This is a genomic window from Bacillus sp. PSXD-155 (genome assembly GCF_049310765.1).
In the GTDB taxonomy this organism is placed as follows: domain Bacteria; phylum Bacillota; class Bacilli; order Bacillales; family Bacillaceae_G; genus Bacillus_A; species Bacillus_A cereus.
Window position 1 is genome coordinate 1 of record NZ_JBMOWC010000051.1, and the last position, 18,376, is coordinate 18,376.

The following is an 18,376-nucleotide window of genomic DNA, read 5'->3' on the forward strand; positions in this document are numbered from 1 at the left end:
AAAAGATATAAAATAGAATGGATGTACGTTAAGTGAAACTAGATAAAAGAGGGTTCCTAGTATGTTAAAGAAATGGTTAATCGTTTTCTTTATTTTTGCTGTTTTTTGTGGAAGTGTTGTTACACTAATACATGCAAATAAAGGAAAAAAATATGATACAAAGGCATTTTCTAATGTAAATAGTAAGCAAAAAGATGTTAAGCAGGAAGTTGATGCGAATGAGAAAAAGCGTTATGAAATTGCAGCTGGAAAACTAGATCAGTACTTAAAAGATAAAGGATTTAATGGGAGTGTTCTTGTAGCAAGTAAAGATCATGTCATTTTACGAAAAGGCTACGGTTATGCGAATGTGAAAGATCAAGTATTAACAACGCCAAGAACGAAATATCGCATTGGGTCTATTACGAAAACAGTAGTTGCAATATCTATTATGCAACTAAAAGAAAAAGGGAAGTTGAACATTGAAGACAATGTAAATAAATATATCCCATCGTTTCCAGCAGATAAAAATATTACGTTACGAAACTTGTTAACACATACGTCTGGATTACCAGAACAGGGACAAGGTAGTGTTGACGCAGCATCACGGTTAAAATTAGTAACGTGGATTGGGGCACAAACGTTACAATTTCCAGCAGGGACAGGCTGGAAATATACAGATTATAATTATATGGTGCTTGCATATATTGTAGAAAAAATATCGAATAAACCACTTGCTGAATATGTGAAAGAAAATATTTTGACTCCTGTTGGAATGCATGAATCTGGAATGGGCGCAACACTCCCAGAAGATATTTTCTTAGCAGAAGGGTATACGAAAAAAGATAATAAGTTAATAGCCACGCCTCGCTTAAAAATGAACTGGTTGTATGGCTGTGGTGAAATGTATACGACTGTTGAAGATATGAAAAAGTTAGATGAAGCTATTATGGATGGTAAACTACTTTCTAAACAGAGTATATCAGATATGTTTTCTGCATCACCTGCAAGAAAATATGGATTTAGTTTCTATATTTACCCAGATTATTATCATAACCACGGTGTATTAGCTGGCTGGAACACTTTTAATAATTTTAACTGGGATAAACGAACGTTTGTCATATTATTTTCTAACGTCCAAAATGGTATGAATGATGCATTTAATCAAGAATTTAGGAAAATGGCGAATGATTTAATAGAAGGAAAGTAATTATAAAAAAATCGGTATTGATATGTAATTATCAATACCGATTTTTTTATTTTGTAAAGTTTTACTTACTGAATAAAGTGAAACTTTAATCAGCAGGGCCCCACCTAACTTCTTTGCTTTCGCTGAATTTTGAGGTGGGGGTCTTACTGCCCACAAATAGCGGGATAAATAGGTGAAAAAGGTGATTGGCATTTGAATAAATCTAAATAGGTCGTTAAATGCTAAGTAATGCAAAGAACAATTGGTAATTTTTACATTGATAAAAAAGCTTGAGCTTCACACTATGTGAAGCTTTACAGTATTGGAGACAAGAACAGGAGGTTGAAAAAATGAAAAAAGCAATAAAGTTTTGTTTAATAGCTACATTATCTACAACGATTATTAGTGGATGCTCTTTTGAGGGTAACAATGAAAATGTTAAAGGGAAAGAAGGAGAAAAAGTAGAGGTACAGAAAAATGCTGGGAAATATACGATGCCAGATGAAAAAGATAAACATGAAGGTACATGGCTACAATGGCCACATGAATACACATATGGTGAAGAGTATAAGCAGGAAGTTGAACCTATTTGGGTTAAGATGGCAAGTGCTTTAACTGAGGGTGAGAAAGTCCACATTGTTGCATATGACCAGGAAGAAAAAGAAAGAATCAATAACCTTTTAACAGATGAAGGGTTAAATATGGAGAAGATTGATTTCTTTATCTCGCCTACTGATGATGTATGGGCAAGGGACAGTGGACCAATTTTTGTTTATGACAGCAATAAAAATCTCAAAATATTAGATCCAGCATTTAATGGTTGGGGGAAGAAAACACCTTATAAAAATGATGCTCAAATACGTAAGAATGTGAGTAAACAATCAGGAATTGAAAGAATTGATTGGGGGAAATTTGTCCTTGAAGGCGGCGCAATTGAATTAGACAGCAATGGGACTGCGTTATTAACTCGAAGTGCGGTAACGAATAAAAATAGAAATCCTGATTTATCAGAAAAGGAAATTGAAAAATATATAAGTGATCTTGGGGTATCAAACTTTATTTGGTTAGACGGAGTACCTAATTTAGATATTACGGACTTTCATATTGATGGATTTGCTAAATTCCATAATAAATCTACCATTGTAACGATGAAAGAAGATGACCTAGCTGAATGGGGTTTATCCAATAAAGATATGGATACATTGTTAGATGCCAAAAATGCTTCAGGACAGAAATATAAGTATGAATACTTGCCGCTTAGTAAAGAAAAGGTTGCTTTAGAGAATGGAAAAACTCTCGATTATAAGGGATCGTATATCAATTATTATATTGGGAATACAGTTGTATTAGTGCCTAATTATAATGATCCAAATGATAAAATCGCAAACTATACGATTCAGAAGTTATACCCAGATCGTAAAGTAGTCGGTATTGATGTGAGGGAGTTGTATAAAAACGGCGGTATGATACATTGTGTGACACAACAACAACCAATTGCATTGAAGTAATTAATTGTAATTTCGTTGTGCTGCTATATAGACAAAATAGGTGAAATCTTATCTTTACCTATTTTGTCATTCCTTATTATTTGTAAAAATAAAATTTAAATATGATGATAATTGAATTGTAGTGTATGTTCGCTTTTCGTTTTATATGGTAAAGGAGAAAAATGTTTGTGTTAAAGAATTTTAAAATAGTGTTTTCGTATTTTCCTATCGTTTTACAGTACATTTTAAATGTAGCTTTAATTTGCTTAGGGGTTGTTCTAAGTGTGTTTCTTATGAAAGAAGTCATTCAGTTTATACAAGAACTGAAATTGGATAGTAATGAATCTAGTTATCATTTAATTGATAGTATCGTCGTATTCTTTTTGTACTTTGAATTCATCGTAATGATTATAAAGTATTTTCAAATGAATTTTCATTTTCCATTACGATATTTTATATATATAGGTATAACAGCTATTGTGCGTCTCATCATTATAGATCACGATAGTCCGTTAGATTTATTGTTATATGCCTGTGCAATCTTTGTATTAATTAGTGCGTTGTTCATTGCGAATTCTAAAATGATGCGTCGGGATTTAGAATAGTGAACATTTGTTGTTGAATTAAATAAGATATTTTATCTTTTTGCAAAAAAGGAGTAACGGTATTGAAAGAAATAATCTTAACCAGCCTCATAATGATAGGGCTTATGATTCTATTATTTAATTGTATACTTTCGTGATTTAAAAGAATAAAAGGTTAATAGAGAAAGAGGTTTTTGTAAATATGGTTCATTACAATAATCAAAATAGTTTACATTTATAAGTTTTGCATTCATAGGTATTGAAGCAATAGGGGTTGAAATTGAAGATCCCTTTGGTCAGGATCCAAATGATCTTCCGCTAGAAGGAATTTGTATAGGAGTAGAAGCGCATTTAGTGAATTTATATAATCAAAACGATCTATTAGAAGTAATGGGTTTGAATCTTGATAAAAAAATCATTTAATCATTTATTGTTGTTTTAAAATATGGTATTTAAAAAACTTGTCAAGAGTCAATTTAAGGCTTAACGTCAGCTTTATATTTTTTATATAAATATATAATATTTCTCCATGCTATAATCCATTCATGAAATATACGCGGTTCATGAGTTGTAATGAAAAGAGAAATGAATTGAGGAATAGTTGGCTTTGTGAAATCAGTTATGTAACTACTATTAAAAAGCGAGGTAAATAATATGGAACAAAAACATAATGGGATTATTTTTACTGCAATACCAGACGAATCGAATGAATATTATCAACCATTTTATGAAGACTTGATTTACTTTAATGAATGTTTAAATGAAAAGAAATCAATTGCGGATCAACTTATATCTTTATCTGTTGAAGAACAAGACTTTCATACGAGCTGTTTTGAGTATGATGATATTTGGCTAAGAGATGTTGCACCGGTTGTCACAACTCATCTAGTTAAATTTAAATATAGACCCAATTATTTGCCAGATGATCAGGGGCGATATTTAGATCAACAGTTTAATAAATGGTTGAAAAAGAATGACTTTGAATATGTGAAATCCCCATTAATATTAGATGGTGGTAATCTTATTTGGAATAAAAAAGATACCGTAATATTAACAGAACGTATATTTGATGATAACGATGATTGGACAGAAGAGGAAATTATTGAGCAGTTAGAATGGGATTTAGATGTGAGCCGAGTTATTATTATTCCTGCTGAAGAAGGGGATGTACTAGCACACGCAGACGGAATGGTTAAATTTATTGATGAACATACAATGTTTATTAGTGATTTTTTAGGGGATCATGAATTTAGATATAGTGTTCAAGAGATTATTCAAGAACAAATGCCAGAAGCTGAATTTATAGTTGTTCCTTCATCATATACAGAGAAAGGACAATATGATCAAGAGATAGCATCAGCAAAAGGGTTGTATATAAATATGTTAGAATCATGTGATGCTCTTTATGTTCCTAAGTTTGGACTAGCTAAAGATGAGGAAGTTTTACGATATATTCAACAGTATACGGAGAAGCAAGTTATTCAAATTCATGTAGGAGAAATATCAACAATGGGAGGCGCAATGAATTGTTTAACGTGGTATTGTCCAAGCCATTTGTTACCTTCGAAAATGAGAAGATTGAAAAATCAGAATGAAGATTTTTCAATGAAGAAGATTTTTGATTGGTTTTAATAAATAAGTAATGAAAAGAAAATATATTCAAGGAGTATTGATATGTATACCATCGCTGAGTTTTCTCGGATTTGTAAAATGAGTACGCGGATGTTAAGACATTATGACAAAGAGGAGATATTAAAACCGGCATATGTGAATCCGGTTAATGGGTATAGGTATTATGAACAAGAGCAGCTGGAAGTAGCATTGAAAATAAAAAAGCTAAGGGAGTATAAATTTCCTCTTCCAAAAATTAAAATTGTTTTGCAGTCATCGGATCAAGATTCGTTTGTTCAACATATACAATCACAAATTATCGAGTTGTCTCATGAAGTGAAGCAAAATTTACAGGTTATTTCAGAAATGAATGAAATGGTAATGGTGAATAGTAGTCTAAATATTGCTCGCCATAGAAGTTACGATATATTAATGGGAATGAGGAACGAAGTAACGATAATTACTCAAAGAGTAAAAATAGATATAGATGATATAGATGATTATTTTTATGACTTATATGAAGAGGTACAAAAAAATAACTTTCAAATAGTCGGTTCGCCATCTGCAGTCTTTTATGATGAAGAATATATTCCAAGTAACAGTGATATTGAATTAAGAATCCCGGTTATGCAGGGGAATGATGAAGATGTAGTACAAGAATATGAAATGAAAAAACTAAGTCCACATCAAATCGTTACTACTATGCATTATGGAAGTTACGACTATATAGGTTACGCTTATATAGCGTTAGAAGAATGGGTTGAAAAAAATGGGTATGTAATAGTTAATTCGCCATATGAGGTTTATATAAAGGGACCTGAATGTGATTGTTTAGCAGAAGAGTATGTGACACAAATTTGTTTTTTAGTTACGAAAATAGAATGAGAATAAGGATTGACATTAACATTATGTCAATCCTTATTCTATGTACGAAAGCAATTTATCATAATAAAAAGGCGAAATAAAGAGTCACCTTATAAAGTTGCTACAAGTAAATGAAGATATTCCTGTTGACCTTAACACGATGTCAAAGTATAGACTGTACGTACATTCATATAAGGGGTGAACACGTATGAGAAATATAGAAAATAGTTTGTTTTATATGCCTGCGGAATGGGAGAAGCATGAAGGTACATGGCTCCAATGGCCACATGATAAAACACATAGAGGTGAAGGTTACAGAGCTAAGTTAGATGATATTTGGACATCGATGGCAAAGGAGCTTCATTATGGAGAAAATGTCTATATTGTTGTATGTGATGAAGAAGAAAAAATACATGTCCAATCGAAGTTAATGGAAGCTAATGTAAATATGGATAAAATTGATTTCTTAATTCAAGAAACTGATGATATTTGGATAAGAGATAACGGACCAATCTTTGTAACGGATAAGGAAGGGAATCGCTGCCTAACGCACTGGATATTTAATGGTTGGGGAAATAAATATCCGTACGAAAAAGACGCTAATATTCCGAATAAAATAAGTGAAATGTATCGCATTCCAAAAGTTGAATCTAGTGTCTGTCTAGAGGGCGGGGGAATTGAGATAAACGGAAACGGGACCTTAATGGCGGCGAAAACGTCTATTATAAATGAAAATCGAAATCCCACACTAAGTCAGAAAGAAATTGAAATGGAGTTAACGAAATATTTAGGAGTAACGAATTTTATATGGATAACTGGTATACGCGGAGAAGATAATTATGATGAAGATACGGATTATCATATTGATGGCGCGGCACGGTTTGTAAATGAAAATACGATACTGTATGAATATGATCCTTTCGATGAAGGAGAGCCATACCTTTTGGAGGCATACGAAAAGCATTATCAAGAATTGCGGCAAGCGAAAAATATAGATGGAAAGCCATTTCAGCTCATTCCAGTACCAGTAACAAGACAAGTGGTAAAAGAAGCAGATTGTAAAGGATCGTACTTGAACTTTTACATTGGTAATGAAGTCGTATTGGTACCTATATACGGTGATGAACATGATAAATTAGGGTTTCAAATCATTGAAGGTCAATTTCCAGGGAGAAGAATTGTCGGTATATATGTTAACGAATTGTATGCATACGGTGGCATGATTCACTGTGTGACGCAGCAGCATATAAAATAATTCAAATAAAAAGCATGCAGAGCATATACTCTGCATGCTTTTTATAATGTTGAAAACTCCTCAACAAGTTGAGTGAATTGTTTCAATGCACTTTCAATCGGTTCTGGCGTTGTTAAATCGACGCCAGCTTTTTTCAATAAGTTTAATGGGTAGTCTGAACTTCCACCTTTAAGGAATTCAATATAATTTTTCTGAGCATTCGGATCACCGCTTAATAGTTTATCAGCGATTTGAATGGCAGATGCGAATCCAGTTGCATATTTGTATACGTAAAACGGGCGATAGAAATGAGGGATTCTAGCCCATCCGTATTTTACTTCTTCATCAAATACAAGTGAATCACCGTTATATTCTTTAAATAGCTTTTCATAAATTTCACTGAAGACTTGTGCATTTAATGGTTTACCTTGTTCAGCCATTTCATGTGTGATTTTTTCAAATTCTGCAAACATGATTTGTGTAAAGAAAGTGCCTTTAAATTTCTCAATAAAATGGTTAACTAAATGGTTACGTACGTTCGTTTCTTTTGCTTCTTTTAATAAATAGTGAATTAATAACACTTCATTTACTGTTGAAGCGACTTCTGCGACAAAGATAGAATAATGTGCAGAAATTCTTGGTTGGTATCCATGTGAATAGTGCGTATGCATACCGTGTCCGCATTCATGAGTAAGAGTGAACAGGCTGTTTAAATCATCGTGATGATTTAAAAGAATGAAAGGGTGAACACCATATACACCAAAGTTATAAGCACCAGAACGTTTTCCTGGTGTTTCCCTTACGTCTATATATCGTTTATCTTTAAAACTTTTTAATGTTTCAATATATTCTTCTCCTAAAGGAGCTAGTGATGCAATCATAATGTCAAATGCTTCACTATATGGGATGTCTTGTTTTGCACCTTCTACTAAATCGACGCCTAAGTCGTATTGTCTTAGTTCATCTACGTTTAATTTTTTTTTTCGAATTTCATTGTATGTATGTAATGTTTGAATGTTTTTTTTCGTTGTATCAATAAGGTTTTCATATACTTCTTTCGGAACCATATCGCCAAATAATGATTTCTCTAGCGCTGATGGATAGTTTCTTAGCTTCGAAACGGTAACATTATTTTTAATAGCAGCGGATAAAGTAGATGCGATGGAATTCTTTAACTGAACATATGGTTTGTAATATGCTTTATAAGCTTCTTTACGCTTTTCACGATTCGTATCTTCTATTAACTTTGCATACATTCCGCGTGTTAAGTTCACTTTTTCTCCATCGTCAGTCGTCACTTCACCAAATAATATATCTGCATTGTTTAACATACCAAATGTGTGCTGTGGAGAAGAAAGAGCTTCACCCATCTGTGATAAAATTGCTTCTTGGTCCTTATTCAATACGTGTTTTTTATAACGATATAATTCAAATAAGTCTTCTTTATAATATTGTAAGCCTTCTGTTTCTTCTATGTAAGAATGTAATGTGCTTTCGTCTATGCTAAGTAAGAAGGGGGAAAAGAAAGATTTAGCTGCACTTACTTTTACGTGTAATTGTGATACTTTATCGACAAGAGATTGCGCGTCAGTATCGCGTGTATCAAGGTCAGATTGTAATCGTGCATAAGCGAACATTAAAGATATTATGCTAGAAATTTCTTCACTCTTCGTTAAATAAGCTAATAAACTATTGCCATCGTGAATATTGCCATTAAACTCGTGTAATTCTTTCGTTAATACTTCAATTTTATGAAAATCACTTTCCCAATCTTCAATTGTATGGTAAATGTCTGTTAAATCCCATTTTTCTATATCAGCTACTTGTAATCGATCTTTAAGTTCTGTCATAATCATTTCCTTTCTAAACATGTAGTTATATTTCTATATAACTATGAAATACAACAAATTGCAAAAAATCCCTGCTGAAAATTGAAAAGCCTTGCTAAAATAACAAGGCTTACATACTTATAGTGTAATTCCGAATTTTGAATGTAAAAGGTTTGTATATTGCATGTCTGTAACGGTTTCTTTCGTTTTTTTACCATTTTTCGCTACTGTAAGGCTATCTTTCGTTAAAGAGGCATGCCCATCTTCAGTTAGTTTTACAATAAGAGGTACTTTATTAAAGGGTGATCCTTCATGTTCAACGATAATTTTTTGTGCTGTATTTGCTTTTTCTTCATCCACTTCTTCTATATAAAATGCATAGCCTAACGTCCAATCATCAGCAGAAGATTGATCCAAGAACTCATTGTTTTTCCGCATCTCTAAAATGTAGTTTCCCTTTTCGGTCATTTCTTTACGAATACGATAATCTCCTGTAACAGAGTGAATGACTTCACCTGAGAAAGGGACAGGGGCAAGAGGTAAGTATGATCCGAATCCTACTTCAATTAAATAAAGTTCATTATGATGTGTTAAAACGGTTGCAATATGGCCAGAATCAACAGCCCATATGGAGTTTGTAGCGTTATAAACTGTTCCTGAAACGAGATGAACATCGAATCCAGAATCTTTCAGGAAGTAATACATAGTAGGATTGAGTTCATAACAAAGACCGCCACGGTTATTTACTAAAATTTTCTCTTTCAAATTTTCTTTTGATATTTCTTTAAAATTCTTTTCGAGAATATTTAAGTTTTCAAAAGGAACAGTTTGTGCCATTGCGTACATAATGTTAGATAAATCTTCAAATGAAACTGTGTCTTTTTCTTCTATATATAATCGTGCGAAAAATTGTTTTTGAAAGTCTGTCATAGAAATCCCTCCGTTATGTTTTTATAGGTAAATTGTAAACAATCTTGAATAGGATGTGAAATTAAAACTACGTTGAATATTTGAAGTGAGATTAAAAATAATGTGGGAGAGTGAGAGATTGCTACTTTACTAACGGTGGAACGAATATTATAATAATTCTGATAAACTATGCAAACGCTTTCTTAGAAGGGGATGGTGTACAGATGTTTAAAAGAGTAACAATAGTCGGATTGTCAGTTGTTATGTTTTTACCTAGTATATATGAGGGGAGTAAAGCATATGCAGATACAGTTAACAATGGAACGTTAATGCAGTATTTTGAGTGGTATGCTCCGAATGATGGGGATCATTGGAATCGTTTGCGTACTGATGCTGAAAATTTAGCGCAAAAAGGAATTACATCTGTTTGGATACCACCTGCATATAAAGGAACTACGCAAAATGACGTAGGATATGGAGCATATGATTTATATGATTTGGGGGAATTCAATCAAAAGGGAACAGTGCGGACGAAATATGGGACGAAAGCACAATTGAAGTCTGCAATTGACGCTTTACATAAGAAAAACATCGATGTATACGGTGATGTAGTTATGAATCATAAAGGTGGGGCTGATTATACAGAAACTGTCACAGCAGTTGAGGTAGACCCAAGCAATCGAAATGTTGAAGTATCAGGTGATTATGAAATTAGTGCGTGGACAGGCTTTAACTTTCCAGGGCGTGGAGATTCTTATTCTAATTTCAAATGGAAATGGTATCATTTTGACGGAACAGATTGGGATGAAGGAAAGAAATTAAACCGAATTTATAAATTTAGGGGCATAGGTAAAGCGTGGGACTGGGAAGTGTCTAGCGAGAAAGGGAATTATGATTATTTGATGTACGCGGATCTTGATTTTGATCATCCAGATGTTGCGAATGAAATGAAAAAATGGGGAACGTGGTATGCGAAGGAATTAAATTTAGATGGGTTTCGTTTAGATGCTGTTAAACATATTGACCATGAATATTTGCGCGATTGGGTAAATCATGTTAGACAGCAAACGGGGAAAGAAATGTTTACAGTAGCTGAATATTGGCAAAATGATATCCAGACTTTAAATAATTATTTAGCGAAAGTCAATTATAATCAATCTGTGTTCGATGCACCACTGCATTATAATTTTCATTATGCTTCAACAGGAAATGGGAATTATGATATGAGAAATATTTTAAAAGGAACGGTAGTTGCGAATCATCCTACACTTGCGGTTACTCTAGTTGAAAATCATGATTCACAGCCTGGTCAGTCATTGGAATCTGTAGTGAGCCCTTGGTTCAAACCGTTGGCATATGCATTTATTTTAACGCGTGCAGAGGGATATCCTTCTGTTTTCTATGGTGATTACTATGGTACAAAAGGAAATAGTAACTATGAAATTCCAGCGTTAAAGGACAAAATTGATCCGATTTTGACGGCACGAAAAAACTTTGCATATGGTACGCAGCGGGATTATTTTGATCATCCAGATGTAATTGGCTGGACAAGAGAAGGTGATAGTGTACATGCTAATTCTGGTTTAGCCACATTAATCTCTGATGGACCAGGAGGGTCAAAGTGGATGGATGTTGGGAAGAATAACGCAGGGGAAGTATGGTACGATATTACGGGTAATCAAACAAATACTGTAACAATTAATAAGGATGGTTGGGGACAATTCCAAGTAAGTGGAGGATCAGTTTCCATATATGTTCAGCAGTAATTTGGTGATGAAAAAGAAGAGGTAGACTGAAATATAAGTCTACCTCTTCTTTTTATATTGTGCATATTTATCCCGCTATTTGTGGTCAGTCCGATTGGTGAGGGCTTATTAAAGTTTCACTTTATTTTTCCTGAATCTTTATTGTAATAAAAGAGTTAGTCGACCTTTATAACAACAAGAGAGGCATTGGAATATATAATGTCACCCGTGGCTTCTCTTATTCGTACTCGAAGAACATCCCCTTGATTTAAAGGTAGTAAATCAGTTCTGGCGGATGTAGCTCTCACCCCAGAAGCACCACCAACTCGCGTTTCAATTGCGAATTGAATGGAATCGTTTATTGTAAGATTTAATATACTAGACGATATAGCTTGTATTACAAATACAATTGAAAAGGATACAGAGTACACGCCAGTGGTATCAATTGTAATAGAATTATTTAATGGATTTAGGGTAGTTCCACTAGCAGGTCCTGGAATGGTAAAATTAATATTTGTATTAACTACTGCTGAAAAACCGATTCCTACTTCAGAAGTTATTGTTCCAAATATGGGAAGAATCCCTAAACCGGTTGCGCCAGTAGGACCAGTTATTCCGATTCCGGTAGAACCTGTAACCCCAGTAGGACCAGTTATTCCGATTCCGGTAGGACCTGTACCCCCAGTAGGACCAGTTATTCCGATTCCGGTAGGACCTGTACCCCCAGTAGGACCAGTTATTCCGATTCCGGTAGGACCTGTACCCCCAGTAGGACCAGTTATTCCAATTCCGGTAAAACCTGTCGCACCGGTAGGACCTGTGATTCCAGTAGGTCCGGTGGGTAATGTAAATGGTGGAATTGATGGTAGTGTGGGACCGATTAAATTTGGTTCTAGAGCAGTTCCATGTAAAATACTATATTCTTCACTCATATAGTAAACCTCCTATTATTGCTTGTCATAATTATTAAATGTATCAGGGGAAGGAAATGACATTCGCAATAGCGGAGGCGCTTCTTATAATTTCTCCTCAGCGAATATAGGTCTAATTTAAGAAATATTGAAGTGTAGAGTTGCGTACTACTGAAGTATGGCACCTTTACTTCTCACGTAACATATAGTATGATGATTTCAATAAATTAGATTTCAATGACTATAATATAAATTAATGAGAGGTGCTTTTTGTGAGTGCGGTAGGTATTAAATAGGAAAAATTTAATGAAATAAATCGGATAAGACCAGGGGATTTTTATGTACATCATACCCCTAATTTTGTCATGCATTTATTTCAAAACCTATGAAGATACCTACAATACTTTATAAAGCGTGTAATAAGGGACTGCCATCTATTTTTATGGCTTATTTCCTCATACGTTATTACACATGCCTTGTAAATGTAAAAGCTGCGGTATCCCCGCAGCTTTTTTGTATATATTTTTAATGTATAAAAATGGTAATTAAATAATGTAGAGCTCATTGGAATCTAATGAGTAGGTATCTTCATTTATGATAAAAATCAATCATAGTGAGGAGAAACAAAATGAATACGATGACTTTTGAAAAGTTACAATATAACGAATTAAAGGATATAGTGAAATCTTATTGTGTAAGTGGATTAGGTAAGGAATTAGTAAACAAATTAGAGCCGAGTACGAGTATAAAAGTAGTGAGAAATCGCTTGAATGAAACGACAGAAGCACGAGCTATATTAGATGCAGAAGGGCATGTTCCTTTCTTCGGCATTTCTAATATTGCTAGTACAATTCAAAAATTAGAAAAAGGAATGATTTTAGATCCAGAAGAATTAGTAAGTGTTTCAGACTTTTTACGTGGGTGTAGAAAGATTAAAAAGTTTATGTTAGATAAAGAATTTTTTGCACCAGTATTAGCTTCTTATGCAAATTCAATGACTGAATATAAAAGTATTGAAGAGGAAATTAACTTTTCAATTAAAGGAAATAGTATTGATGTAGCTGCAAGTAAAGAGTTAAAACGAATTCGAAATAATATCGATTCTGTAGATGGGAAAATAAAAGAACGTTTAACGAAGTTTTTAAATAGTAGTGCAAATAAGAAATTCATTCAGGAATTCTTTATTAGTAAAAAGGATGACCGTTATACGATTCCAATTAAATCTTCCTATAAAAATCAAGTTGCTGGAAGTATTATTGAAGCCTCGGCAAAAGGTTCTACTGTATTTATAGAACCGCATACGGTTACGAAATTGAATGCAGAATTAGCAGGTTTGAAAGCAGAAGAAGCGGTTGAAGAGTATCAGATTTTAGCGACTTTATCAGGAATGGTGTTAGAAAACATATATAGTATAAAGATTAACATGGAGCTAATTAGTCAGTATGATATGGTATTTGCGAAAGCGAAGTTTAGTAAATCGATTGATGGAATAGAACCGAAGTTAAACGATCATGGCTACATTCATTTAGTGAATTGTAAGCATCCGCTTTTAACAGGGCAAGTTGTACCGTTACATTTTAAAATTGGTCAAGAGTATCGTAGTTTAATTATTACAGGGCCGAATGCGGGCGGAAAGACAATTGTGTTAAAAACGATTGGATTGTTAACATTAGCTACAATGTCAGGTCTTCATATTGCAGGAGATAAAGGTACAGAAATCGCTATTTTCGAAAATGTATTCGTAGATATTGGTGATAATCAAAGTATTGAAAATGCACTAAGTACATTTTCGTCTCATATGAAAAATCTTTCTGAGATTATGAGGATGTCAAATAATAATACGTTACTTTTATTTGATGAAATAGGGAGCGGTACAGAACCAAATGAAGGTGCAGCACTTGCAATTTCTATTTTAGAAGAGTTGTACTTTGCGGGATGTATTACCGTTGCGAGTACGCATTACGGAGAAATTAAACGATTCTCAGAAATGCATGATGACTTTATGAATGCAGCGATGCAGTTTAATAGTGAAACGCTAGAGCCGCTTTATAAATTAGTTATCGGAAAATCAGGAGAAAGTAATGCACTTTGGATTGCGAATAAAATGAGCGTAAAAGAACATGTACTGAAAAGAGCGAAAGAGTATATGGGAAATAAAGAGTACGCTTTAGAAAAAGTGAATGAAAGTAAAATTAGAAAACCGAAATTTGTACAAGAAAAAAGAGAATCTCATTATGAGTACAAAATCGGCGATCGTGTTAATTTATTGGATCATGATGATTTTGGTATCATCTATAAGGAAAAAGATAATTTTTATAACGTTGTTGTATATTATAACGGTGAATTCGTTGAAGTAAATGTAAAACGTATTACTTTAGAAGTAGCAGCGAAGGAGTTATATCCAGAAGGATACGATTTAAATACACTATTTGTTGATTATAAAGAAAGAAAAATGCAACACGATATTGAGCGCGGATCGAAAAAAGCACTGCGTAAAATTCAAAAAGAAATAAGAAAGAATAGAGGATAAGTTAAAATGGTAACGATTAGACAAGAACAAAAAAATGATTATAGAAAAACAGAAGAAGTCATAAAAGAAGCATTTTTAAAGGAAGAATTTAGTGATAAAACAGAACATGAACTTGTAAAACGTATTAGAGAATGTGACGCGTTTGTTCCAGAGTTATCAATTGTTGCGGTAGATGAAGATATAGTTGGTCACATTATGTTATCGAAAATTACAATAGAACAAGATGGAACTTCTGTAGAATCGTTAGCACTTGCACCAGTTTCAGTTGCTAGGGGTCATCAGAAAAAAGGAATTGGTGGAAACCTGATTGTAGCTGCATTAGAAAAAGCGAAAGAACTTGGATACGGATCAGTTGTAGTATTGGGACATCCAGAGTACTACCCGAAATTTGGTTTTAAGAAAGCAAGTGAGTGGAATATAAAAGCACCGTTTGAAGTGCCTGAAGAGGTATTTATGATAATGGAATTAACAGAAAATTCTCTTCGAGGTGTAGAAGGAATTGTACAATATTCGAGTGCTTTTGCTGAGTAGGAGTAACGGTTAAGAAATGTAATCATAAAAGATGCTATCTTTTTGTATGGATATACAGAAAGATAGCTTTTTTTATTAAGCGGATCTACTGACGTATATTTTGCTCAATGAATAATTGAGGTGGTAAAATTGATATAGAAACGTAAAGGGAGAGAATGAAATGAATAAGCGAGAAACAGATAGCAATGAGAATGCAGTTACGTTATATGTTACAAGACACGGTAAAACAATATTAAATACGAATCATCGCGCGCAAGGTTGGGCTGATTCTCCATTAGTAGAAAAAGGTGTTGAAGTTGCCACAAATTTAGGAACAGGATTAAAAGATATTCATTTTATGAATGCGTATAGTAGTGATAGCGGCCGAGCGATTGAAACTGCTAATTTAGTATTAAAATATAGTGAGCAATCAAAATTAAAACTTGAGCAAAGAAAAGATTTGCGAGAATTAAATTTCGGTATTTTTGAAGGTGAAAAACTTGAGAATATGTGGGATGTGGTTGGAAAAGCTGCAGGCGTTGCATCACCAGAAGAACTTATGAAGTTTTCTATTCAAGAAGTGATTAATCTTATTAGAGTAGCAGATCCTACAAAACAGGCGGAAGATTGGGAATTATTTTCTACTCGTATAAAAGCTGAGATAGATAAAATTAGTGAAGAAGCTGCTGGAAATGGTGGCGGTAACGTTTTAGTTGTCGTTCATGGGCTTTTGATTACTACCTTAATAGAAATGTTAGACAGTAGCAAAACAAAACTTGGGGTGGAAAATGCTAGTGTGACGAAGATTGTATACCAAGATGGAACATATACAGTCGAGTCGGTTGGAGATATGAGTTATGTTGCAAAAGGGAAAGAAAGTGTGGAAATATAATTAAATCTCAAATAGAAATAAGAAAAGGAAGGTAGAGAAATCTAGCTTCCTTTTCATTTTGTGAATTATGGGATTAATAAAATCTTCCCTGTGCTTTTACGGCTCTCTAATAATTCATGAGCAAGAGCACCGTCTTGTAAAGAGAATGTAGTAGGATTTGAAATGTTTAATTTTCCAGTTGCGATCCAATCGAATAATTGAGTAGATCGTTTTTTACGTTCTTCATAAGTGGTAAGAACGTTCCAAAGGTCTCCGCCAGTTAAAGTTTTTGAAGTATCCATAAGCATACGTGGATCAACTGGAGCAGGATTACCACCAGCCATTCCGTAAAATACGACAGTACCGCCAATTTTAGTAGCGTTAAAACTTTCCTCTAATGTAGAACCTACTGATTCATATACAAGATTTACTCCAGTTCCATTAGTCATTTCAAGTACTTTCGTATGCCATTCGTCGTTATATAAAAATACGTGATCGGCACCAGCTAATGTAGCTATCTTTGCTTTTTCTTTTGATGATGTAAGACCAATTACTGTTCCGCCCTGTAGTTTAATCATTTGAATAAGAAGTTGACCGACGCCACCAGCTGCAGCGTGTACTAAAGCTATATCACCTTGTTTTAGTTGATAGCTATCTTGCGTTAAATAATGTGCAGTTAATCCTTGTAATAAGACAGAAGCGGCTGTTTCAAAAGAAATAGAATCTGGTAGTGGGATTACTTTTTCAGATGGAACGGCAACTAGTTCTGCATTTGCAAATGGGACGTCCGCAAATGCAATACGGTCTCCTAGGTTGATAGTAGTAACGTCAGCTCCTACTTTTTCAACAATTCCAGCTCCTTCATAACCTAATACATAAGGCGGATTGCCAGCAAGATGATAATCGCCGCGGCGTCTATAAATATCAGCGAAGTTTAATCCGATTGCTTTCGTGCGGACAAGAATTTCATTTGGACTTATGATTGGATCGTGTATTTCTTTATAGTGTAGAACATTAGCGTCTCCGAATGTTTCGAAACAAAGTGCTTTCATATGGAATACCTCCATTTATATTGTTTATAGATGTTCTTTATCATACAATACAAATATCAATAGACAAAGAGGATTATTTCGATGGAATCAATCGGAAATATCGATTGAAAAGAGGGATGATAAATGGAAATAAAACAGTTAATTACATTTAAAGTAGCGGCACATACTTTGAACTTTACACAAACTGCGAAGAAATTAAACTTTGCTCAATCGAGCGTGACAGCGCAAATTAAAACGTTAGAAGCTGAGCTTGGTACACCGTTATTTGAAAGATTAGGAAAACGTCTTTTCTTAACTGAAGCAGGTAGGAAGTTTCAACTATATGCCGACAAGATGATTGTACTCAGTAACGAAGCGAAAATGGCTGTGAAAGATGATGAAGAAATAGCAGGTACGTTAATAATTGGTGCACAAGAAAGTCAATGTACATACAGACTGCCTTCTATATTAAAGAAGTTTAAAGCACAATTTCCTCAAATAAAACTTATATTTAAACCAGCACACTCCAATAAAGATGCGAAGGAACAATTGATGGAGGGGAAAGTAGATCTTGCATTTATTTTGGACGAATGTAAAACAGAAGATGTTTTACATGTGGAACCACTTATGAAAGAAGAATTAAAAGTAGTAGCTGCTCCTACGCATCGTTTACTTGAACAACCTTCAGTTTCTATAAAAGATTTAGAGAGTGAAACACTTTTACTAACAGAATTAGGCTGCTCGTATCGGACTTTATTTGAAGAGCTATTTCGCGGGGAAGATGTATATCCAGCAAATAAAATTGAATTTGTTAGTGTTGAAGCAATTAAACAATGTGTTATTGCAGATTTAGGTATAGCCGTTTTACCAGCGATAGTAGTAGAAAAAGATATACGGGAAGGGACGTTAAAGGAGTTAATGTTAAACGAAACAATATCTCCAATTTATACACAAATTGCTTGGCATAAAGATAAATGGATGACAGCACCACTGCAGCAATTTATTGATGTAACGAGGGAGTTTTTTGTAACGAATTAAGTGGAGAAATATTTATTTTATATAAAAGAAAAAATGGCAATTTTGTATAAAGAA

Annotated in this window: 15 protein-coding genes and 1 pseudogene; 12 read left to right on the forward strand and 4 right to left on the reverse strand. The window is 33.8% G+C overall.

Annotated elements, in window-relative coordinates:
* Positions 1–61: 61 nt before the first annotated feature.
* The 7 genes and pseudogenes from ACO6VI_RS27685 to ACO6VI_RS27715 all read left to right on the forward strand — a co-directional run bounded on the left by ACO6VI_RS27685 (position 62) and on the right by ACO6VI_RS27715 (position 6,969).
* Positions 62–1,189 (forward strand): serine hydrolase domain-containing protein, encoded by a 1,128-nt coding sequence (locus tag ACO6VI_RS27685; protein WP_000915205.1) that lies wholly within the window; start codon positions 62–64, stop codon positions 1,187–1,189.
* A gap of 329 nt (positions 1,190–1,518) precedes the next feature.
* On the forward strand, positions 1,519–2,676 hold the full coding sequence (locus ACO6VI_RS27690; RefSeq protein ID WP_063548202.1) for an agmatine deiminase family protein: 1,158 nt from the start codon (positions 1,519–1,521) through the stop codon (positions 2,674–2,676).
* 167 nt (positions 2,677–2,843) lie between these two features.
* Positions 2,844–3,260 carry a phosphate-starvation-inducible protein PsiE gene (psiE, locus tag ACO6VI_RS27695; protein ID WP_000916573.1) on the forward strand — a complete coding sequence of 139 codons (417 nt, stop codon included), beginning with the start codon at positions 2,844–2,846 and terminating at the stop codon, positions 3,258–3,260.
* 210 nt (positions 3,261–3,470) lie between these two features.
* Positions 3,471–3,662 (forward strand): annotated as a pseudogene (locus ACO6VI_RS27700) (bestrophin family ion channel); the annotation flags it as partial.
* Positions 3,663–3,893: 231 nt separating this feature from the next.
* Complete coding sequence (locus ACO6VI_RS27705) at positions 3,894–4,871, forward strand: agmatine deiminase family protein (RefSeq protein ID WP_000435524.1); 978 nt, start codon at positions 3,894–3,896, stop codon at positions 4,869–4,871.
* Positions 4,872–4,913: 42 nt separating this feature from the next.
* A complete protein-coding gene (locus ACO6VI_RS27710) occupies positions 4,914–5,735 on the forward strand; it encodes a MerR family transcriptional regulator (protein WP_000287980.1) in 822 nt (273 codons plus the stop codon).
* Between the two features lie 187 nt (positions 5,736–5,922).
* Positions 5,923–6,969 (forward strand): agmatine deiminase family protein, encoded by a 1,047-nt coding sequence (locus tag ACO6VI_RS27715; protein WP_023522628.1) that lies wholly within the window; start codon positions 5,923–5,925, stop codon positions 6,967–6,969.
* Positions 6,970–7,010: 41 nt separating this feature from the next.
* Here ACO6VI_RS27715 and pepF read toward each other — a convergent pair whose 3' ends face one another.
* Complete coding sequence (pepF, locus tag ACO6VI_RS27720) at positions 7,011–8,798, reverse strand: oligoendopeptidase F (protein WP_422424653.1); 1,788 nt, start codon at positions 8,796–8,798, stop codon at positions 7,011–7,013.
* Positions 8,799–8,915: 117 nt separating this feature from the next.
* Positions 8,916–9,707, reverse strand: coding sequence for an arylamine N-acetyltransferase family protein (locus tag ACO6VI_RS27725; RefSeq protein WP_063548194.1), 792 nt, complete (start codon positions 9,705–9,707; stop codon positions 8,916–8,918).
* Between the two features lie 203 nt (positions 9,708–9,910).
* Between ACO6VI_RS27725 and amyS the strand changes: the two genes are divergently transcribed.
* Positions 9,911–11,452, forward strand: a complete 1,542-nt coding sequence (gene amyS / locus ACO6VI_RS27730; RefSeq protein ID WP_063548192.1) for an alpha-amylase — start codon at positions 9,911–9,913, stop codon at positions 11,450–11,452.
* A 155-nt stretch (positions 11,453–11,607) separates the two neighbouring features.
* Here amyS and ACO6VI_RS27735 read toward each other — a convergent pair whose 3' ends face one another.
* Positions 11,608–12,363, reverse strand: coding sequence for an exosporium leader peptide-containing protein (locus ACO6VI_RS27735; protein ID WP_422424655.1), 756 nt, complete (start codon positions 12,361–12,363; stop codon positions 11,608–11,610).
* A 607-nt stretch (positions 12,364–12,970) separates the two neighbouring features.
* Between ACO6VI_RS27735 and ACO6VI_RS27740 the strand changes: the two genes are divergently transcribed.
* From ACO6VI_RS27740 to ACO6VI_RS27750, 3 genes are all read left to right on the forward strand, one after another.
* The gene (locus ACO6VI_RS27740) at positions 12,971–14,872 is read left to right on the forward strand and encodes an endonuclease MutS2 (protein ID WP_001095203.1); all 1,902 of its coding nucleotides are present in this window, start codon (positions 12,971–12,973) and stop codon (positions 14,870–14,872) included.
* 6 nt (positions 14,873–14,878) lie between these two features.
* Positions 14,879–15,403 carry a GNAT family N-acetyltransferase gene (locus ACO6VI_RS27745; RefSeq protein WP_000256462.1) on the forward strand — a complete coding sequence of 175 codons (525 nt, stop codon included), beginning with the start codon at positions 14,879–14,881 and terminating at the stop codon, positions 15,401–15,403.
* A gap of 160 nt (positions 15,404–15,563) precedes the next feature.
* The gene (locus tag ACO6VI_RS27750) at positions 15,564–16,274 is read left to right on the forward strand and encodes a histidine phosphatase family protein (protein ID WP_001042044.1); all 711 of its coding nucleotides are present in this window, start codon (positions 15,564–15,566) and stop codon (positions 16,272–16,274) included.
* 65 nt (positions 16,275–16,339) lie between these two features.
* Here the strand turns inward: ACO6VI_RS27750 and ACO6VI_RS27755 are convergent, their stop codons facing one another.
* Complete coding sequence (locus ACO6VI_RS27755) at positions 16,340–17,305, reverse strand: quinone oxidoreductase family protein (RefSeq protein ID WP_063548188.1); 966 nt, start codon at positions 17,303–17,305, stop codon at positions 16,340–16,342.
* Positions 17,306–17,428: 123 nt separating this feature from the next.
* Between ACO6VI_RS27755 and ACO6VI_RS27760 the strand changes: the two genes are divergently transcribed.
* The gene (locus tag ACO6VI_RS27760) at positions 17,429–18,322 is read left to right on the forward strand and encodes a LysR family transcriptional regulator (protein WP_063548186.1); all 894 of its coding nucleotides are present in this window, start codon (positions 17,429–17,431) and stop codon (positions 18,320–18,322) included.
* The last annotated feature ends 54 nt before the right edge of the window (positions 18,323–18,376 follow it).